Origin of the sequence: Pseudoalteromonas sp. CuT4-3 (genome assembly GCF_035666335.1) — a bacterium.
GTDB lineage: Bacteria > Pseudomonadota > Gammaproteobacteria > Enterobacterales > Alteromonadaceae > Pseudoalteromonas > Pseudoalteromonas atlantica.
This window is the reverse complement of sequence record NZ_CP142030.1, coordinates 1,689,319-1,709,005: the sequence shown is the minus strand read 5'-3', so window position 1 is coordinate 1,709,005 and position 19,687 is coordinate 1,689,319. Positions and strand designations below refer to the sequence as shown.

Genomic DNA, 19,687 nt, shown 5'->3' with positions numbered 1-19,687 from the left:
ACCACACCAAGCTTTACCTTTACGTAAACTTCACTTATATTGGAGTTATTCGAATGAGGTAAACACAACTATGAAACCAGATAACCAAACAAACTTTGCAAGTTCTGCAAAAGCACCAAGCAGTAACGATCAAACCTTTAGTATTAGCGATTTAGCTAAAGAGTTTGATATTACCACCCGCTCTATTCGTTTTTACGAAGACCAAGGTTTAGTAAGCCCAGAGCGCAATGGCCAAACCCGTATTTATTCAAAACGCGACAAAGTTCGCTTAAAACTAATACTGCGTGGCAAACGCTTAGGCTTTACATTGGCTGAAACAGGCCGTTTGTTTGAACTGTACGACGCTGATAAATCAAGCGCTAAACAGCTGGTGACTATGCTCGATTTAATAGCAGAGAAAAAAGCCGACCTTTCTCAGCAAATGGACGACATAAAAGTTGTGCTTATGGAATTAGTGACAGCGGAGCGCCGCTGCAGAGACACACTTAATAAAATAGACGAGTAGCCTATTTTAATAATAAAAACACACTGACAACACACACAGGAATGAATCATGAGCACTATTTCACTTTATAAAGAGATGAACTTTGGCCTTGGCGAAACCGCCGATATGATCCGCGACCATGTAAATAGCTTTGCAAGCCAAGAAATTGCGCCACTGGCTGAACAAACCGATATGGACAACGCGTTTCCTAATCAGCTTTGGCCGCAAATGGGCGAAATGGGTGTACTAGGCATGACCGTTTCTGAAGACTTTGGCGGTGCAGGCTTAGGTTACTTAGAGCATGTAATAGCCATGGAAGAAATTAGCCGTGCGAGTGCATCAATTGGCTTAAGCTATGGTGCGCATTCAAACTTGTGTGTAAATCAAATTAACCGTAACGGTAACCAAGCACAAAAAGAAAAATACTTACCAAAGCTTATTAGCGGCGAACACATTGGTGCCCTTGCCATGAGCGAACCAAATGCAGGCTCTGACGTGGTATCAATGAAACTTAAAGCTGAAAAAAAAGGCGATAAGTACATTTTAAATGGCAATAAAATGTGGATCACCAACGGCCCCGATGCACACACATTTGTTATTTATGCAAAAACAGATTTAGAAGCCGGCGCTAAAGGCATTACCGCATTTATTGTTGAAAAAGACTTCTTTGGTTTTTCTACCGCGCAAAAGCTAGACAAGCTTGGTATGCGTGGCTCAAACACGTGTGAACTGGTGTTTGAAAACTGCGAAGTACCCGAAGAAAACATTTTAGGTAACCTAAACGAAGGCGTTAAGGTACTAATGAGCGGCCTAGATTACGAACGTGTAGTACTTGCTGCAGGCCCCCTTGGCATAATGCAAGCCTGTATGGATATTGTTGTACCGTACATTCATGAACGTAAACAGTTCGACACCCCTATTGGCCAATTTCAGTTAATTCAAGGCAAAGTAGCCGACATGTATACGCAAATGAACGCCGCGCGCTCATACGTTTATACCGTTGCAAAAGCGTGTGACCGCGGCGAAACCACCCGTAAAGATGCCGCCGGCGCCATTTTATATGCTGCGGAGCTTGCCACTAAAATGGCGCTCGATGCCATTCAAATTTTAGGGGGTAACGGCTACATAAACGAATACGCCACAGGGCGCTTATTGCGTGATGCCAAACTATACGAAATTGGTGCTGGCACATCAGAAATACGTCGCATGCTTATTGGCCGCGAACTCTTTACCGAAAGCCGTTAAGGATTAAATTATGACGATATTAAAATCGAGCGTTAATCCGCACGACCCTACTTTTGTGCAAAATCACAAAAACATGGCAGCTTTGGTTGATGATTTACATAGTAAAGTAGCCACCATTAGCTTAGGTGGCGGCGCTGCATTAAAAGAGCGTCACGAAGGCCGAGGTAAGTTATTTGTACGCGACCGTATTAGCACTTTATTAGATGAAGGCTCACCGTTTTTAGAAATTTCGCAATTTGCAGCCTTTGGTGTGTACGAGCAAGAAATTGCCTGTGCAGGTGTAGTTGCCGGTATTGGCCGTGTTAAAGGCATTGAATGCATGATCATTGCAAACGATGCCACGGTAAAAGGCGGTACTTACTTTCCGCTTACCGTTAAAAAGCATTTACGCGCGCAAGATATAGCCGAGCGCTGCCACTTACCCTGTATTTATTTAGTTGATTCGGGCGGTGCCAACCTGCCCGAGCAAGACGATGTATTCCCTGATAAATTACATTTTGGGCGTATTTTTTATAACCAAGCCCGTATGTCGGGTAAAGGTATTCCTCAAATTGCTGTGGTAATGGGGTTATGTACTGCCGGTGGCGCATACGTACCCGCTATGGCCGATGAAAGCATAATAGTTAAAGAACAAGGCACTATATTTTTAGCCGGCCCGCCACTTGTAAAAGCAGCGACCGGTGAAGTAGTCAGCGCCGAAGAATTAGGCGGCGCCGATGTACATTGTAAAACATCGGGTGTGGCTGACCACTTTGCAGAAAATGACGAGCATGCGCTGTCTATTGCCCGCCAATGTATTGAGCGTATTAATTACACGCGCCCTACAGCCCCTCTTTTAGAGGATGTAAAACCGCCACGTTACGATATAAACGAGCTTTACGGCATTGTAGGCACTGACCTTAAAAAGCCGTTTGATGTGCGTGAAGTTATTGCCCGTACGGTTGATGATTCATCGTTTGATGAATTTAAACGCTACTTTGGTGAAACGCTGGTCACAGGTTTTGCCAGCATTTACGGTAACCCTGTAGGCATAGTGGCTAATAACGGCATTTTATTTAGTGAGTCGGCGCAAAAAGGCGCGCACTTTATTCAACTATGTGCACAGCGCAATATTCCTTTAGTGTTTTTACAAAATATTACCGGCTTTATGGTAGGTAAAAAATACGAAGCTGAAGGCATAGCAAAGCACGGCGCTAAAATGGTGATGGCGGTTTCGTGTGCCGATGTGCCTAAATTTACGGTGCTAATTGGTGGCTCTTATGGCGCTGGTAACTACGGTATGTGTGGTCGCGCATTTGAACCCACCATGATGTGGATGTGGCCCAATGCCCGAATTTCAGTAATGGGCGGTGAGCAAGCCGCAGGTGTAATGGCGCAAGTTAAACAAGATGGTTTAGCCCGTAAAGGCCATAGCATGAGCGAGCAAGAAGTTAGCGATTTTAAAAAGCCAATTATTGATCAGTACGAAGAGCAAGGTCATCCGTATTACGCAAGCGCCCGCTTGTGGGATGATGGCATTATTGACCCTGCCGATACCCGAAACGTATTAGGCCTTGCCTTAAGTGCAGCTAAAAATGCACCACAGCAAGACTCTAAGTTTGGCGTATTTAGAATGTAACCGGAGCGCAAAAATGTCAGTAACACTACAAATAACAAAATCTAATGTGGCTGTACTTGTTTTAAGCCGAGTTGAAAAACGTAACGCATTTAATAGTGAAGTAATACACGAGCTAATTCAGTGCATAGAGCATGCAAATACGCTCGATATTCGCGCTTTGGTTTTAAAAACTGAAGGCAAGCACTTTTCTGCCGGTGCCGATTTAGCCTGGATGAAATCAATGGCTGATAACAACTACGCTGATAACCTGGCCGACTCTATGCAGCTCGCTAAATTAATGCAGGTACTAGCCGCCTCTCCTCACCCAACTATATGTGCTGTACAAGGCGCTGCATTTGGTGGAGCGTTAGGCTTAATTGCATGTTGCGATATTGCCCTAAGTAAAGACGATGCGCAGTTTTGTTTAAGCGAAGTAAAGCTAGGGCTTATTCCTGCGGTAATTAGCCCGTATGTAATTAAAGCCGTTGGTGAGCGTGCTGCGCGCCGCTACTTTTTAACTGCCGAGGTGTTTGATGCCCACACAGCAAAACAACTTGGTTTGGTTCATCAGGTGACCGGTAATTTAGACTGTGCCCTTGATAACATGCTGCAAACATTAATCGATAACGGCCCAGTAGCTGTAAAAGCCGCTAAATCATTAATTAACGATGTAGCAAATAAGCCTATTAATGATGATCTTATTGAACTCACGGCCGAACGTATTGCAAATATTCGGGTATCGGACGAAGGCCAAGAAGGACTAAGCGCCTTTTTTGATAAACGCCCTCCCGCTTGGCAACTGTAGGACTAATTATGAACACACACACATTAAAAAAGATACTCATTGCCAACCGTGGTGAAATTGCATGCCGTATAATGCGAAGTGCAAAGCAAATGGGCCTAACAACTGTCGCTGTTTACTCTGACGCCGACAAACACGCACAACATGTAAAAATGGCTGATGAGGCCTACCACATTGGCCCTGCACCAAGTAAAGACTCATACCTTGTAACAGATAAAATTTTACAGGTTGCAAAAACAAGCGGTGCCGATTGTATACATCCTGGGTACGGTTTTTTATCTGAAAACAGTGAGTTTGCTAACGCCTGTGAAGCTAACAACATTGCGTTTATTGGCCCACTTGCTAGCAGCATAGAAGCCATGGGCTCTAAAACCCGCGCCAAAGAAATAATGGCCGCGGCAAATGTACCATTAGTGCCAGGCTATTACGGTGATAACCAAGACCCTGCTTTTTTACAATCTGAAGCTGAAAAAATTGGCTACCCCGTGCTAATTAAAGCGGCCTTTGGTGGTGGCGGTAAAGGCATGCGCGTTGTTGAGCATGCCAAAGACTTTATAAGTGCACTTGAGGGCGCACAGCGTGAAGCAATTGCGGGCTTTGGTAACGACTTAGTACTGCTTGAGCGCTATGTTAACCAGCCTCGCCATGTTGAAGTACAAGTTTTTGCCGATAACCACGGTAACTGTGTTTATTTAGGGGATCGTGATTGCTCATTACAGCGCCGTCATCAAAAAGTCATTGAAGAAGCCCCAGCGCCAGGTTTGTCTGACGAACTACGTAAAGAAATGGGTGAAGCCGCAGTACGCTGTGCCCTTGCAATAAACTACAGAGGTGCAGGTACGGTTGAGTTTTTACTGTGTGGCGATGAGTTCTTTTTCATGGAAATGAACACGCGCCTACAAGTAGAGCACCCAGTGACCGAAATGGTAACTGGTGTAGATTTAGTTAATTGGCAAATTAATGTTGCCGCTGGGCAAACACTGCCGTTAACGCAATCAGATATACAACTCCAAGGCCACAGCTTTGAAGCGCGTATTTATGCAGAAGATCCAAGTAACGACTTTATCCCCTGCTCGGGCACAATAGAAGCGTTAAGCACACCGCTTAACAGTGAGTTTGTACGTATTGATACCGGTATTGCACAAGGCGATGAAATAAGCCCGTTTTACGACCCTATGATTGCAAAACTGATTGTGCATGATGATAACCGAGAGCAAGCATTATCACGTTTACGCCAAGCACTTGAGCAATTTCACTTAGCGGGTTTTAGCACTAATATTGGCTTTTTACACAACTTAGCAAGCCACCCTACATTTGCTCAAGGTGCGCCAAGCACCCACTTTATTGCTGAGCAAGGCGATGCATTGGTAAGTGTTGATAGCGCCGTGCTTGAAAAAGCACAACTAATTGCAGCCTTTGCCTACCTTGAATCGCTTGGTGCTAAAAAGGTAACTCAGCAAAGCGCAAGCCCGTGGCAACAACTCAGTGGTTTTACGCTTAACGCACCACAAAAAGTGGATGTACCATTTACAGACTTAGCTATAAGCGCCGTTAAAACTAAAACGGGTTATGTTGTAACGCATAATGATAAGTCGTTCGATATAGCAGGCTCCGTAAACCAAAACGTATGTAACGCGTTTATTAATGGAGAAAAGGTTACCGCCCATGTTAGCCACTTTGATAATAGTATTAGCGTGATGTTTGCTGCGCTGCAAATTAAGCTTGCTTTAAACACTAAACATTACATTAGCAGCCATGAAAGTGACGCCCTGCCCCTTGCGGCGCCACTTAATGGCACTGTGGTTAAGCATTTAGTTGATGTAGGCAGCAGCATTACCAAAGGCGATGCCGTAGTGATTATTGAAGCCATGAAAATGGAATACACGCTCAACGCCCCACACGATGGTATTTTACAAAGCTACTGCTTTGATGAAGGCGAATTAGTTTCGCACGGCGCTTTATTAGCAATTGTTGAAGACACCACGGCGCAGGAGGCATCGTGATGGCTGCTTTCCCAACTGAAGTTAAAATTGTTGAAGTAGGCGCGCGTGATGGCCTACAAAACGAAAAATCAGTCACTGCAGCTGATAAAATTTCATTAATAAATGCACTCAGTGACGCGGGCTTAAAAAATATTGAAGCCGGTGCTTTTGTATCGCCTAAATGGGTGCCACAAATGGCCGACTCGGCAGAGGTGATAACCGCGCTTAATTTACCCCATGTAAATTTAAGTGCGCTTACACCCAACTTAAAAGGCGCGCAAGCAGCTCATGCCGTTGGAATAAAAGAATTTGCCATATTTACCGCGGCAAGCGAATCGTTCTGTCAAAAAAATATAAATTGCAGTATTGATGAGAGTATTGAGCGTTTTAGCGACGTTATGGCATTTGCAAAAGCCAATAACATACGTGTACGCGGTTATGTAAGTTGTGTACTCGGTTGCCCTTATGAGGGAGAAATAGACCCGCATAAAGTACTTAGCGTTTCGCAAAAGCTTTTAGATTTAGGCTGCTACGAAATAAGCCTTGGCGATACCATAGGTGTTGGCACTGCAAATAAAGTTACCCAGCTTTTAACACTTTTGCTTGAGCATATTGATAAATCAAAACTGGCGGTGCATTTTCATGATACCTACGGGCAAGCGCTCACAAATATTTACGCAGCGTTAAGCTTAGGTATAGCAACGGTTGATGCCGCTGTTGCAGGCCTTGGCGGCTGCCCTTATGCCAAAGGGGCGTCAGGAAATGTTGCCACCGAAGATGTGGTTTACTTACTCAATGGGCTTGGCATTGAACATGGAATTGATTTACAAAGGTTAAGTAGCGCTGGTTGGAAAATTACACAAGCACTTGGCAAAACGCCTGTAAGCAAAGTTTCAATTGCATTAGGCAACACACAAAAATAATAGCTTAACTTGCCAAATGGCAGTTAACACAATGAGGAGAGTCTCATGGCCGGTTTTGATAAAGTGGTTTCTAGTTACGAAGCTGCAATGGCAGGGTTAAAAGACGGCGATACCGTTATTGCTGGCGGCTTTGGCTTATGCGGTATTCCTGAGGGCTTAATTAAACAAATTAAGGCAATGAACACCAAAGAGCTAACCGTGGTTTCTAACAACTGTGGTGTAGATGACTTTGGATTAGGTATTTTACTTAAAGATAAACAAATTAAAAAAGTAATTGCCTCATACGTGGGTGAAAACGCCCTATTTGAGCAGCAATTACTAAGCGGTGAAATAGATGTAGAGCTTACCCCGCAAGGCACCTTGGCTGAAAAAATGCGTGCGGGCGGTGCAGGTATTCCTGCATTTTATACTGCTACAGGTTACGGTACGCCCGTTGCAGAGGGTAAAGATGTAAAAGAATTTGACGGACGCCCATATATTTTAGAAGAGTCGATCACCGGTGAGTTTGCCATTGTCAAAGCGTGGAAAGCCGACCGATACGGTAATTTAGTATTTAGGCACACTGCCATGAACTTTAATCCAATGGCCGCAACAGCAGGTAAAATTACCGTTGCCGAAGTAGAAGAAATAGTAGAGCCCGGTGAACTTGAGCCAAGCCAAATTCATACCCCAGGCATTTTTGTAAATCGCGTTATTAAAGGCGACTTTGAAAAACGCATTGAACGTGTAACAACACGAGATTAAGCAGGAGCATAGGTTATGGCATTATCACGTGAACAAGTTGCAATGCGCGTTGCACAGGAACTACAAGACGGCTTTTACGTTAATTTGGGCATAGGAATTCCGACACTCGTCGCAAACTATGTACCTGATGGTATTGAAGTTATGTTACAGTCAGAAAATGGGCTTTTAGGTATGGGTCCCTACCCAACAAAAGCCGAGCTAGACGCAGATATGATAAACGCGGGTAAAGAAACCGTGACAGCTGCCACAGGTGCAGCCATATTTAATAGTGCAGATAGTTTTGCCATGATACGGGGTGGTCATGTAGACTTAACCGTTCTGGGTGCATTTGAAGTAGACCAAAGCGGCAACATTGCCTCGTGGATGATCCCCAAAAAGCTGATAAAAGGCATGGGGGGCGCAATGGATTTAGTCGCTGGGGCAAAGAATATTATTGTTACTATGACCCATGCCAGTAAGCATGGTGATTCTAAATTATTAGAGTCGTGCACATTACCGCTAACGGGCGTTAATTGCGTTAAAAAAATAGTAACAGATTTGGCCGTACTTGAAGTTAAAGACGGCGCATTTCATTTACTCGAGCGCGCTCCGGGCGTATCGGTTGATGAAATCATTAGTAAAACAGCAGGTAAATTACTTGTTGACGGTGAAGTACCAGAAATGGTTTTTTAACGCTTTACCATGTACCGACCTCATTCCCAGTGCCAATGGCGCTGAGTTACCCAAAATCCCTCGCAAGAGGGATTTTTTTTGCCTGCCATAAACTTTTTTTCAGTTTTAATACAGTTGTAGTAAATATTATCTATAATACAAATAGCTTTTAATGTAAGCGCTTAGATTATTTGCACTAATTTGTGGATTGTCTGCACCTTTTTTGTGAACTAGCGCTATATTTAAAATTAAACTATTGATATTATTATATTAAATTATTGGTTCGATTATTGCCTATTAAAGGCGTCTTAAATTAATTAAACAATTCTGGAAAACATGCAAACTCCTATTCGAGGCCTCCGCTCTTTTTGCTTTGCAGCAAAAAGCTTAAGTTTTAAACATGCAGCTAAAGAGCTGTACTTAACGCCCTCTGCGGTAAGCCATCAGATAAAACAACTTGAAGAACAACTGGGCATTGAACTCTTTCAACGCCAAACCCGATCCATTAGTTTAACGGCTGCGGGTAAAAACTTTTTTGATGCCATTTCGCCTATTATCTATACGCTTGAAAACACCATCAACGAGTTCAGTCAATTGCAGCAAAATACTAATATAACTATTACGCTGCCTGAATTTTTTGCCAGTGAACTACTTATGCCTAAATTAAGTGAGTGGACATCTGAGCACCCTAATATAAATTTACAAATGGATACGCTCAAAACCCGTAAAGAGCTAACCCGCCACAGTGATTTATCGATTGTTTTATCCTCAAGTAAACCCACTGAGGGCCTTACTACAGAGCTATTTAATCTTGAATATATACCTGCGTGTAACGAAAAACTGTTAAAACAGTGGAAAGACGATCACTGCCAAGCATTAAACCAAGTACCATTAATCCTTCACAAAGCAAGGCCGTGGGCATGGCACCAATGGGCTGAAAAAGCAGGTATAGATGACTTTTCGCCTACGCAAATTATACAAATCGATAGTATGTTTGGGGTCGCTCGTGCAGCGCAACAGGGTATTGGCATTTCACTCATACCGCTGCCTATTAGCCAAAGCTGGTTTGATGAAAAATGGCTTTACAAATTATTTCAACAGCCCCTTACAACCAAAGATAAATACTATTTAGTACAGCATGAAGCTAATTCGCCAAATCCCGCGCTAGATTTATTTGCTAAATGGGTTGTATCTACATTTAGCAACATTCAAGGTTAGTGTTGCCTTAGTAAATACAATTTACATTTTGGTTTAATAACGCCTATTTTAATGTGTGCAGCACGTAGCAAGTGCTAAAGCTGCACACAATAAACTGTAAAGCTCCTTCTTTTTTACTTTCTTGCAGCTTAACAACACCGTTTAGTGATTTATTATTAATTAAATATTTTTATTTAATCATTCGTTTTTTCCCTACAAGCTAACCTATAAAAATTTATCCTTTAAAACAATATAATAACACAACGCGTTAGACTAAAGTCTATAGCTTAATTTTTTTCACTTATTGGTTTTATTTTTATCGTTTGTCTGACTTTTACGATTATTTTAAAGTTAACTCATCGCAAGCAAACAGCTAAACGTTTTTACTAATTAGACATTATTTACTGTTTTGCACCAAATAAATGCAACCTTTTTAGATGTGATAGCTCTAACAAGGTAAGAAAAGAATCTTATATTGTGTGTGTAAGATGTTGTCAGTGTGAAAAGGCAGTTCAAGTCAGGTGGTGACTTGGTTTGAACTGTTTTTTATTCCACCAGCAGCACGCAGCAATAACTAAATTAGCTACTTTGTAGCAAACCAAATCTTATATTGTGTGTGTAAGATGTTGTCAGTGTGAAAAAGCAGTTCAAGTTAGGTGGTGACTTGGTTTGGACTGTTTTTTATTCCACCAGCAACACGCAGCAATAACGTAATTAGCTACTGTGTAGCAAACCAAATCTTATATTGTGTGTGTAAGATGTTGTCAGTGTGAAAAGCGGTTCATGTGAGGTGGTGACCTTATATGGGCCGTTTTTGTTTTATAAACACAATTACCTGCCCCACCGTTTTATACCAATTCGCTTAAATTTAGTATTATTCAACTATAAAGTTATGTTTTTGTTTAAGCTCTTCAATGGCATTTTCATTGTCTTTTAAAAATACATTAAACTTTTTAACGAGCTGTGGGTGTTTAATGCTCGATAACATAAATGCTTGGTGATCAACAGGCAACTGATGCTGAAAAAACACAGGGACGGGAGTATCAAAAAATTCTTCTATATTGTATTTAAGTACATCGTGTGAAATATATATACAATCAACTCGCTCTTTATGCAGCAAATAAATCATCTCAATAACGTTATCATTTTCGAGTACTTGTAAGCCTGGCATTGAGGTTAGCTTTTCAAGCCCTTGCAATGTAAAGCCACGCACTTTTGCAAGTGATTTACAATCTTCAAGTTTAATATTGTCCTTTAAGCTTGCTATCCCTGTATGTGTAACTAATGAAGGCACAGAATAATTAATATCTTGTTGATGCTGATTTTTATAACTTACTTGCCAATTAGGGTTGTCGGGGTATTTAAAGTCAACATGGTGATGCTCTATAAATTCTTTATAAAGGCGCGGAATAGGCAAAGTGTAAAATTCAAATTTAATATTTTGTTGTTTTGCAAATAGTTCCAGTAACTCTTTACTAAAACCAAAATAATCACGCTTACTAGTGCCACTGCCATCGTAATAAGGTAGGTATTCTATATTCTCTACCCCTATTACATATTTTTCGGTTGGCTGTGCTAATACAGGGCTTATAGTTATAAGCCCTGATACAAGTGCTAACGTGTTAATCAATTTGATAGTAAATGCCGTTTATATCGTTTGGATTATTAATTTATATATCATAATCACAGTTAATTAAAGTTTAGATTTATTAAATATAAAAGAGCGAATTAATCGCTCTTATAAATTAGCTTTTGTCACGAGGTATAAACTCTAACACAGTAGCATTAATACAGTATCTATCTGTGCCTCTTGGCCCCTCACCTTTAAATAAATGCCCTAAATGTATACCTGTGCTTTTTGATTTAAGCTCAATTCGAGTCATCCCCCAGCTGGTATCTTTATGCTTAGTAACACTATTTTTAACCGGATGTTTAAACGACAGCCACCCCGTGCCCGAATTAAATCTATCGCGGGTATCAAATAATGGCTCACCACTTAATTTATCAACAAATACGCCGTCGGGAGTGTTTTTAAATTCTTTATACTCTTTACAGTAAGGTCTGTCGGTGCGCTCATTAAATGCAACTTCGTAAGCATCACTATCGCCTAGCTTAAAGGCGCCAAGCGCTTTGTAAAATTCGGCGGGGCTTGCATAGCCTTGACGCGCGTACACCTCTTTTCCATTTTCTAAAAACAAAATGGTGGGGGTTGCCCAAGTTGCCGATTTTATAGTTAGGCCATTAAGCTCATCTGCATGGCGAAATGTCAGTGGGATTGAACCTTTGTAATTGTTAGCGACTGTTTTTTTAAATTTTTCACAGTAAGGGCAGTATTCGCGCGAATCAAGTACCACAATCTGCTTGCCCGTGAGTAAAACACTATTGTCTACATCTGCTTTTTTAGTTTTATTAAATACCACACCCGTGGCGTGATCTGGGCAATAGCCATTTGGGTTCTTTTGTAAATAATTTTGATGGTACTCCTCAGCAGATACAAACCCCTCAAGCGGTTTTATTACTGTTTTAATTGCCCCATAACCGGCTTCACTTAATAACGGCTGATACTCGGCTTTAACTTGCTCTGCAAGCTGCGCTTGCTCTTTAGTGGTAGTAAGAATAATTGATCGATACTGCGTACCAATATCATTACCTTGGCGATTCAATTGTGTAGGATCGTGGCTTTCAAAGTAATTTTGTAATAGCGCTTTAGAAGAAATGATATTGCTGTTGTACATCACTTGCACTACTTCAGCGTAGTTGTTTTCGTCAAACCGGCGAGATTGGTCGGTGATATTTTCATAGCTTGCTTTAAAGCCGTACCCGTCTGCATAGCCTGACTCTGCATCAATAACCCCTTCTAGTGCTTCGTAGCGCTTTTCTGCTCCCCAAAAACAGCCAGAACCTAACACAATGGTTTTTATATGCATTGTGGCCTCTACGTTGCTGTGCTCTATTTTTTCGGTTGATAAAGCAAAACAGCCGGCGCTAAATGTAATAGCGGCGCCTAATAAATAAACTGAGCGAGAAAATGTCATAAATACCTCTTAATACCTGCGTGTTTTAATTAAGACCCAACATACCTTGTTTTAATTTCAGTAAATAAATACGTGCTAAATTTGAATACAGTTTGAGTCTGCATTTCTTTTTCGTTTATTTTTCTTATGGCTAGGTACTGAATAAATTGACAAAACTATGTTAGCTTTGCTGCACGTTGTATAAAAAGATTAAATTATGACTGCATTTTTACAGGTATTTACTTTAACAAATAACAGTTTGCTATTAGATGCCACACAGCATAAACAAAACAATGTGTTAGACACTCAAAAAAAAATTTGGGCACTCACTAAGCAGCTAAAGCAAAGTAACGAATTTATTGATTTAGTCCCAGGCATGAACTCTTTAACGCTTTATTTAAAATCAGCAAGTAATTTAGAAAAATGGCAAAACGCCTTGCCTGATTTATGGGACAAAGTACAAGCAACAACATTTAAAGGCACTCACCATAAAATACACACTACTTATGAAGGAGAAGATTTAGATTTTGTTGCCAAACAAACTAATTTAACACCCCAGCAAATTATTCAAATACATAGCCAAGCCACTTACCACGTTTTATTTTTAGGGTTTCAGCCCGGGTTTGCCTACCTGCATGGATTAGATTCACGCTTGCATATCCCACGCAGAGACACTCCGCGAACCAAAGTACCTAAAGGTGCCGTTGCTTTAGGCGCAGAGCAAACTGCCATCTACCCAGCACAAACACCAGGCGGTTGGCATATCATTGGCCACACAAACACGCCCCTTTTTGATAGCACACACTCAGATCCTTGCTTATTTAAACCCGGCGACACGCTATCGTTTGTTTCAATAAACACAATGCAAGGAGCATAAAGTGATAAAAGTTCTTAAACCCGGCGTACAACTTACAATTCAAGATGGCGGGCGCTGCGGTTATCGTCATTTAGGTATTAGCCAAGCGGGTTGTTTAGACCCTTACGCACAAATAATTGCCAATAAATTAGTGGGTAACAAAGATAATGAAGCTGTGCTTGAAGTTACGTTAGGCCTGTGCGAGTTACAGTTTGAAACCGATACTGTTATTGCCCTACAAGGTGCTGATTTAAACGCTGCGCTTGATGAAACACCCTTGTACCCTGGCTGGAGTTACCAAGTAAGAGCCAAACAAACTTTAAGCTTTGATACTGGCCGCGCTGGTTTGCGTGCCTATGTAGCCGTACAAGGTGGCATTGATGTTAAAGATATCATGGGCTCAAAATCAACCGATTTAAACGCGCTCTTTGGTGGTTTAGCAGGTAAAGCACTTAGCGAGGGCGACATTATTCCTATTAAAACATCGCCCGTGCCAATAACGCGCTTTATACAGCGCGGCGCTATTACTCCGCCTAAACTAAAGGTGATTAGGGTACATGCAAGCCCACATGCGCAACTATTAGGTGATACGCTACTTAAACAGTTTTTTTCAACGGCGTTTAAAGTAAGCCATAACAGCAACAGAATGGGCCTTAGGCTAACAAACGAAAGCCCCCTAACTCATAGTCACTCACTTGCCTCTCTTGGTACAGGCCCTGGCTCTATTCAATTACCTCCCAGTGGTGAGCCTATTGTATTACTTAACGACGCTCAAACAACCGGTGGCTACCCATTACTTGGCACGGTAATAGAGGCTGATTTACATCAATTTGCGCAATTTAGGCCCGGTGACTCAATTGAATTTAAGCAAGTAACCCATGAGCAAGCTAGCTTAGCAAAACAAAAGCTTAAAGGTCACTTACACCAGCTCAGCTTGGCACTTAAATACAGTTAACTTTAAGGTGAGCTATAAACCTATTACAAGGAGCTAATAAAAGTACAAGCGGCGCTCTACTTAACTTGCAATAGGTAGGCGTAGATTGGTTAATTATAAGTAAGCGAAGTTTGGTTAATTAAGCGTATAAAATTAAAACACGCTAACGCAAAAAATTATAATAAGGCAATTTAAGCTCTGCTTTAATTTTCGCACATACTTGGTGCATTTGTGCAGTGTGCTTTTTTGCAAACACTGCGCTAAATGCCCTATTAACGACACTTTAAACACCAAAGGTGCTGTAAATATAACCGCACTTGTGCACAGCGCACTACTTTGGTGCGCGCACTTTTCAGTTGGTGCATAAATTATTCTTAATTAATTGTAAAAGCAGTGTGACTTGAGTAATTATTTCTGATAAAACAAGGTTTCGCAGCACAGCAAAGTTGCCCTGCTGCACACATAATAGGAATGAGGAGTTACTATGTGTTCAATTTTTGGTGTATTAGATATTAAATCTAACGCCACTCAGTTGCGTACCCAAGCAATTGAAATGTCAAAACTACTAAGGCACCGTGGCCCTGATTGGTCTGGTGTGTATTCATCTGAAAAAGCGATTTTAGTGCATGAACGCTTAGCCATTGTTGGTGTATCAAGCGGCGCACAACCATTATATAACCCTGAAAAAACAAATATTTTAGCGGTTAACGGCGAAATTTATAACCACAAAGAGCTTGCAGCAGAGTTAGAGGTTGATTTTGAATTTAAGACTCAATCAGACTGTGAAGTTATTTTAGCGTTATACAAACAAAAAGGGCCTGAGTTTTTAGATGACTTAAATGGTATTTTTGCATTTTGTTTATACGATGAAGAAAACGATGCGTACTTAATTGGCCGCGATCACATTGGTATTATTCCGCTTTATACTGGTCACGATGAGCATGGTAATTTTTATGTTGCCTCTGAGCTTAAAGCGCTTTCACCAATTTGTAAGCACATTGAAGAGTTTCCACCAGGGCACTACCTATACAGCAAAAATGGTGAACTAACGCCTTATTATAAGCGCGATTGGGAAACCTTTGATGCAGTTAAAGATAACAGCGCACAAGCGCAAGACGTAAAAGAAGCGCTAGAAAGCGCTGTAAAACGCCAGCTAATGTGTGATGTACCGTATGGCGTATTGCTATCGGGCGGTTTAGACTCGTCGGTTATTTCGGCTATTACGCAACGTTTTGCTGCTAAACGTATTGAAGATAACGATGAAAGCGACGCATGGTGGCCTAAGCTGCATTCTTTTTCTGTTGGGCTTGAGGGTTCACCTGATTTAGCCGCTGCGCAAAAAGTAGCGGATATGATTGGCACAGTACATCACCCTATTCACTTTACCATTCAAGAAGGTATTGATGCGCTTCGTGAGGTTATTTACCACATTGAAACGTACGATGTAACCACCATCCGTGCTTCAACGCCAATGTATTTAATGGCGCGCCAAATTAAAGCTATGGGTATTAAAATGGTATTATCGGGCGAAGGCGCTGATGAACTATTTGGTGGCTATTTATACTTCCATAAAGCGCCAAACGCACAAGAGTTTCATGAAGAGCTAAACCGTAAAGTGTCAAAGCTGCATATGTTTGACTGTTTACGTGCCAATAAGTCAATGGCTGCATGGGGCGTAGAAGCACGCGTACCGTTTCTTGATAAAGAGTTTGTTGATGTGGCTATGCGTATCAACCCTGAAGCTAAAATGTGTAAAGATGGCAAAATTGAAAAGCACATTTTACGCCAAGGCTTTGATGGCTACCTGCCTGAAGAAGTACTGTGGCGTCAAAAAGAGCAATTCTCAGACGGTGTTGGCTACAGCTGGATAGACACGTTAAAAGAGTTTGTAAACGAGCAAGTAAGCGACCAAGAGCTTGCTAACGCTAAGTTTAAGTACCCTATTAACACGCCAGATTCTAAAGAAGCGTATTACTATCGCTCTATTTTTGAATCACACTTCCCAGGTGATGCATCAGCTAAATGTGTACCACATGGTAAGTCGGTTGCGTGTTCAACCCCTGAAGCACTTGCATGGGATGCATCATTTCAAAATAATGCTGATCCTTCAGGCCGTGCTGCTGGCGTTCACAACGACGCGTATGCAAGCAAAGGCTAAACGCACCCTTTTATCGCAACGTAGGCTACAACAGCCTAGGTTGCGATATATAAAGTACCTTTATTCAGTTCCTGTATTTTCTAGTTCACAGCATAACTTAGCCGGTTCAAGTGCGTTAATTGTTATTTATACGCAAGGGTTAAGTACGCGTGTAATGCAAAAAATTGCATCAAATTCGCAGCACCCTGCTAGCGTTTTTTTAAATGAAAGTGAAATTTCTCACCGTGTATGTAACATTCGCTGGTTTAACCAAACATCAGAAATTAAGCGCTGCGGCCATGGCACCCTCGCTGCTGCAAAATGTTTATTAGCACACTTTGGTTTTTGCCCTTCACACTTTATTTCAAACGATAAAGAACGGTTTAAAATAAAGCGAGCTACAGGCCGGATACAACTTCAGCTAGCGGCTATTAATTCTAAAAAGAGTGATGAGGTTAACAGCCTTAGTGATGTGTTTTCGCACTCTATAAAAGCAACTTACTCAACAGCTTATAAAAATGGCTATACCGTTGTACTGTTTAAAAACATGGCTGATTTAAAGCATTTAGAGGTTAATTTTACACATTTTGTAAATGTGCATAACAATGCGGTAATTGCACTGCAAATACATAGTATTAATAAAAACAGCGCAAGCGCGTATTTTAGGTATTTTGCGCCGCAATTTGGGGTAAATGAAGATACTGCTACAGGCTCTGCCGTGTCGGTTATTGCGCCACTTATTTTTAGACTGCATGGTTTAAATAAAGTAACCCTTTTACAGCAGTCACCAAAGGGCGCGCTGCTAAACTATACGTTTAGCAGCAATCAGGTAGTTGTAAGTTAAGCTATTACATTGGCCTTAGTAGGCAAAGTGCAAAGTAGCTTTTCTCGTCTTGCCATGTTTGTTCAAGCGATAAATTAGCCTGAGCAGCAAGATTTTTAAACGACTCAAGCGTATATTTGTGCGAGTTTTCAGTGTGAATACTCTCTCCCGCTACAAAGTCTATTTGCTTATCGTTAATGACCACGCTTTGATTACATTTGCTCACTAAGTGCATTTCAATGCGGCTGTGCACTTCGTTAAATCGCGATTCGTGTTTAAAATTATCTAAAATAAACGTGCTATTTAATTCGTTATTTATACGCTGGAGCAAGTTTTTATTAAAGGCGGCGGTAATGCCGGCTTTGTCATCGTAAGCATCAAGTAACACTTGTCGCTCTTTTACTAAATCAATACCTATTAATACATAGCCATCAACACCACATAAACGGTGGAAATTATTCATTATTTCAATGGCTTTTACTGGCGCAAAGTTACCCAGTGTAGAGCCTGGAAAATAAACTAAATTTGTTTGGCTGTCTAAGGCGGTGTCTTTTGTTAACTGCTTAACCATTTGGCTATGGGTAAAATCACCTAGCAATGGCGTAATGGCCAGCTCCGGAAATAACGGTGATAAATGCGCTAACGAGTAATTAAGCATCTCTGATGATATTTCAAAAGGAACAAAGGTTTTTACGTTGCTCATATGGGCGAGTAAATACGCGACCTTTTTACCCGAGCCACAGCCAGGCTCAATAATTGATAGGTTCTCGGGCAGCCTATTAGCGATAGCTTTTGAGTAATCTTCTAATATGGCAAGTTCAGTGCGGGTAACATAGTACTCTTGCAATGAGGTTATTTGCTCGAATAAAGCCGCCCCTTTATCATCGTAAAAATACTTACACGGCAGCGACTTTTGCTGTTGAGCAAGTCCATGTAATACATCATTTAAAAAGTCTAGATCGGTGATTGATTGCTGATTAATTGCTGTTACTTGGCTCATAGTATGTCCTTTGCTAGTCTAATGCCGCTGCACATCCACGCTTGGTGCGGATAAAAAAAGTTACGGTAGGTCTGTCTTAAATGATCTTTTGGGGTAAACACACACCCACCACGCAAAACCATTTGATTATTCATAAATTTACCATTGTATTCCCCTGCGGCTCCGCGAAAGGGTTTAAAGCCTGGGTAAGGTAAATAGGCGCTATTAGTCCACTGCCAGCATGTATCGCTTAACTGCGAGATAACATCTGGGTTTTTACATACACATGGCGTAAGTAAATCGTTTTGCTGTTGCTTAAGTGCTTGCTGCTGCGCTACATACTCCCATTCAAACTCAGTAGGTAGGCGCGCATTCACAAAATTAGCATAGGCTGCCGCTTCAAAATAACTTACATGGCTCACTGGCGCATCTAAATTTAAAGGCTGCAGTCCGTAAAGGGTAAATTCAAACCACTGCCCGTCAATATACTGCCAATATAAAGGGTGACTAAGTTGCTCGGTGTTTATATTAGTCCAGCCATCACTTAACCAAAATGAAGGGTTTTTATACCCGCCCGCCTCTATAAATTGTAAGTACTCTCTATTAGTCACTAATCGATTAGCAAAACTAAACGCATGAATAAGGGCTTGATGTTTAGCTTGTTCGTTATCGTACGAAAAGCCGTTTTTAGCATCAGCCCCTATATTGGTTATGCTTTGGCTAAATTCGGTATATTTTAAAGTGCCTAACGAATCACTCACCTTTATTAAGTTATTTGGGGTTTGGCTGTAGGCAGGAAAGCTTGGATTAACCGAAAAATTATATTTAATATCCATTAGCATGAGCTCTTGATGTTGCTGCTCATGATTCAGCCCAAGTTCTATAATATTGCACAGTGTTTGGTTAGTGCCTAATTGAAGCAGCTCGTTTAGCGCATTATCAACATAGGCTCTGTAGCGCAACACCACCTCTAAACTTGGCCGAGATAAACATCCTCTATTAGCGCGCTTAAACTGCTCACCTATGCCGTTATAGTAGGAGTTAAAAAGTACCTTAAATTGTTCATCAAAGAGCGTGTAGTTAGGCAGATACTTAGCAAGTAAAAATGTTTCAAAAAACCACGTGGTGTGAGCTAAGTGCCATTTCATTGGGCTTGCATCATCCATTGCTTGTAGTTGGCAATCTTCTGCGCTGAGGTTTTTTATAAGTGTAAGACTATGTTGGCGAATTGACTGAAATTGAGCGTGTATTTTTTCAGTACTGTGCGCTTCATTCGTTTTCGTGTTTAGCATATTAAAGTTAGTCCTTTTCACTCTTTG

Annotated in this window: 17 protein-coding genes; 13 read left to right on the top strand and 4 right to left on the bottom strand. The window is 41.3% G+C overall.

The annotated features are described in order from the left end of the window. Positions 1-70 precede the first annotated feature (70 nt). The 9 genes from VOI46_RS07695 to VOI46_RS07655 all read left to right on the top strand — a co-directional run bounded on the left by VOI46_RS07695 (position 71) and on the right by VOI46_RS07655 (position 9,646). Positions 71-505 (top strand): MerR family DNA-binding transcriptional regulator, encoded by a 435-nt coding sequence (locus VOI46_RS07695; protein WP_004587901.1) that lies wholly within the window; start codon positions 71-73, stop codon positions 503-505. 48 nt (positions 506-553) lie between these two features. Then, positions 554-1,729: an isovaleryl-CoA dehydrogenase gene (locus tag VOI46_RS07690; RefSeq protein WP_273603235.1), complete on the top strand. Its 1,176-nt coding sequence runs from the start codon at positions 554-556 to the stop codon at positions 1,727-1,729. Between the two features lie 10 nt (positions 1,730-1,739). Beyond that, positions 1,740-3,347 carry a carboxyl transferase domain-containing protein gene (locus VOI46_RS07685; RefSeq protein ID WP_024034118.1) on the top strand — a complete coding sequence of 536 codons (1,608 nt, stop codon included), beginning with the start codon at positions 1,740-1,742 and terminating at the stop codon, positions 3,345-3,347. Positions 3,348-3,360: 13 nt separating this feature from the next. Next, positions 3,361-4,131 carry an enoyl-CoA hydratase/isomerase family protein gene (locus VOI46_RS07680; RefSeq protein WP_324738195.1) on the top strand — a complete coding sequence of 257 codons (771 nt, stop codon included), beginning with the start codon at positions 3,361-3,363 and terminating at the stop codon, positions 4,129-4,131. An 8-nt stretch (positions 4,132-4,139) separates the two neighbouring features. Continuing rightward, entirely contained in the window at positions 4,140-6,131 is a 1,992-nt protein-coding gene (locus VOI46_RS07675) for an acetyl/propionyl/methylcrotonyl-CoA carboxylase subunit alpha (RefSeq protein WP_324738194.1), read from the top strand. After that, entirely contained in the window at positions 6,131-7,033 is a 903-nt protein-coding gene (locus tag VOI46_RS07670; protein WP_289076449.1) for a hydroxymethylglutaryl-CoA lyase, read from the top strand. The genes VOI46_RS07675 and VOI46_RS07670 overlap by 1 nt, the downstream gene beginning before the upstream one ends. A 45-nt stretch (positions 7,034-7,078) precedes the next feature. After that, the gene (locus VOI46_RS07665; RefSeq protein ID WP_004587895.1) at positions 7,079-7,777 is read left to right on the top strand and encodes a CoA transferase subunit A; all 699 of its coding nucleotides are present in this window, start codon (positions 7,079-7,081) and stop codon (positions 7,775-7,777) included. Positions 7,778-7,792: 15 nt separating this feature from the next. Next, positions 7,793-8,449, top strand: a complete 657-nt coding sequence (locus VOI46_RS07660; RefSeq protein ID WP_004587894.1) for a 3-oxoacid CoA-transferase subunit B — start codon at positions 7,793-7,795, stop codon at positions 8,447-8,449. A 315-nt stretch (positions 8,450-8,764) separates the two neighbouring features. Further along, positions 8,765-9,646, top strand: a complete 882-nt coding sequence (locus VOI46_RS07655; RefSeq protein ID WP_004587893.1) for a LysR family transcriptional regulator — start codon at positions 8,765-8,767, stop codon at positions 9,644-9,646. Between the two features lie 853 nt (positions 9,647-10,499). On the opposite strand, the gene VOI46_RS07650 is transcribed toward VOI46_RS07655, so the two are convergent. Both VOI46_RS07650 and msrA read right to left on the bottom strand, forming a co-directional pair. Beyond that, on the bottom strand, positions 10,500-11,255 hold the full coding sequence (locus tag VOI46_RS07650) for a transporter substrate-binding domain-containing protein (protein WP_004587892.1): 756 nt from the start codon (positions 11,253-11,255) through the stop codon (positions 10,500-10,502). A gap of 115 nt (positions 11,256-11,370) precedes the next feature. Continuing rightward, a complete protein-coding gene (gene msrA / locus VOI46_RS07645; RefSeq protein ID WP_004587891.1) occupies positions 11,371-12,660 on the bottom strand; it encodes a peptide-methionine (S)-S-oxide reductase MsrA in 1,290 nt (429 codons plus the stop codon). Between the two features lie 196 nt (positions 12,661-12,856). Here msrA and pxpB point away from each other — a divergent pair, with 196 nt between their 5' ends. The 4 genes from pxpB (at position 12,857) to VOI46_RS07625 (ending at position 17,410) form a co-directional block, all read left to right on the top strand. Then, on the top strand, positions 12,857-13,516 hold the full coding sequence (gene pxpB, locus VOI46_RS07640) for a 5-oxoprolinase subunit PxpB (protein WP_004587890.1): 660 nt from the start codon (positions 12,857-12,859) through the stop codon (positions 13,514-13,516). Position 13,517: 1 nt separating this feature from the next. Beyond that, the gene (locus tag VOI46_RS07635) at positions 13,518-14,450 is read left to right on the top strand and encodes a biotin-dependent carboxyltransferase family protein (protein ID WP_004587889.1); all 933 of its coding nucleotides are present in this window, start codon (positions 13,518-13,520) and stop codon (positions 14,448-14,450) included. Positions 14,451-14,913: 463 nt separating this feature from the next. After that, the gene (gene asnB, locus VOI46_RS07630; protein WP_004587888.1) at positions 14,914-16,587 is read left to right on the top strand and encodes an asparagine synthase B; all 1,674 of its coding nucleotides are present in this window, start codon (positions 14,914-14,916) and stop codon (positions 16,585-16,587) included. Beyond that, positions 16,571-17,410, top strand: a complete 840-nt coding sequence (locus VOI46_RS07625; protein WP_004587887.1) for a PhzF family phenazine biosynthesis protein — start codon at positions 16,571-16,573, stop codon at positions 17,408-17,410. The genes asnB and VOI46_RS07625 overlap by 17 nt, the downstream gene beginning before the upstream one ends. A 4-nt stretch (positions 17,411-17,414) precedes the next feature. Here VOI46_RS07625 and egtD read toward each other — a convergent pair whose 3' ends face one another. Further along, positions 17,415-18,389: an L-histidine N(alpha)-methyltransferase gene (gene egtD / locus VOI46_RS07620; RefSeq protein WP_004587886.1), complete on the bottom strand. Its 975-nt coding sequence runs from the start codon at positions 18,387-18,389 to the stop codon at positions 17,415-17,417. Continuing rightward, positions 18,386-19,660 carry an ergothioneine biosynthesis protein EgtB gene (egtB, locus tag VOI46_RS07615; protein WP_004587885.1) on the bottom strand — a complete coding sequence of 425 codons (1,275 nt, stop codon included), beginning with the start codon at positions 19,658-19,660 and terminating at the stop codon, positions 18,386-18,388. The genes egtD and egtB overlap by 4 nt, the downstream gene beginning before the upstream one ends. Positions 19,661-19,687: the final 27 nt, after the last annotated feature.

What these genes read in the sequence shown, in the direction of transcription:
- VOI46_RS07695 (WP_004587901.1), top strand. Translation starts at nt 71, where the DNA reads ATGAAACCAGATAACCAAACAAACTTTGCAAGTTCTGCAAAAGCACCA.
- VOI46_RS07690 (WP_273603235.1), top strand. Translation starts at nt 554, where the DNA reads ATGAGCACTATTTCACTTTATAAAGAGATGAACTTTGGCCTTGGCGAA.
- VOI46_RS07685 (WP_024034118.1), top strand. Translation starts at nt 1,740, where the DNA reads ATGACGATATTAAAATCGAGCGTTAATCCGCACGACCCTACTTTTGTG.
- VOI46_RS07680 (WP_324738195.1), top strand. Translation starts at nt 3,361, where the DNA reads ATGTCAGTAACACTACAAATAACAAAATCTAATGTGGCTGTACTTGTT.
- VOI46_RS07675 (WP_324738194.1), top strand. Translation starts at nt 4,140, where the DNA reads ATGAACACACACACATTAAAAAAGATACTCATTGCCAACCGTGGTGAA.
- VOI46_RS07670 (WP_289076449.1), top strand. Translation starts at nt 6,131, where the DNA reads ATGGCTGCTTTCCCAACTGAAGTTAAAATTGTTGAAGTAGGCGCGCGT.
- VOI46_RS07665 (WP_004587895.1), top strand. Translation starts at nt 7,079, where the DNA reads ATGGCCGGTTTTGATAAAGTGGTTTCTAGTTACGAAGCTGCAATGGCA.
- VOI46_RS07660 (WP_004587894.1), top strand. Translation starts at nt 7,793, where the DNA reads ATGGCATTATCACGTGAACAAGTTGCAATGCGCGTTGCACAGGAACTA.
- VOI46_RS07655 (WP_004587893.1), top strand. Translation starts at nt 8,765, where the DNA reads ATGCAAACTCCTATTCGAGGCCTCCGCTCTTTTTGCTTTGCAGCAAAA.
- msrA (WP_004587891.1), bottom strand. Translation starts at nt 12,660, where the DNA reads ATGACATTTTCTCGCTCAGTTTATTTATTAGGCGCCGCTATTACATTT.
- pxpB (WP_004587890.1), top strand. Translation starts at nt 12,857, where the DNA reads ATGACTGCATTTTTACAGGTATTTACTTTAACAAATAACAGTTTGCTA.
- asnB (WP_004587888.1), top strand. Translation starts at nt 14,914, where the DNA reads ATGTGTTCAATTTTTGGTGTATTAGATATTAAATCTAACGCCACTCAG.
- VOI46_RS07625 (WP_004587887.1), top strand. Translation starts at nt 16,571, where the DNA reads ATGCAAGCAAAGGCTAAACGCACCCTTTTATCGCAACGTAGGCTACAA.
- egtD (WP_004587886.1), bottom strand. Translation starts at nt 18,389, where the DNA reads ATGAGCCAAGTAACAGCAATTAATCAGCAATCAATCACCGATCTAGAC.
- egtB (WP_004587885.1), bottom strand. Translation starts at nt 19,660, where the DNA reads ATGCTAAACACGAAAACGAATGAAGCGCACAGTACTGAAAAAATACAC.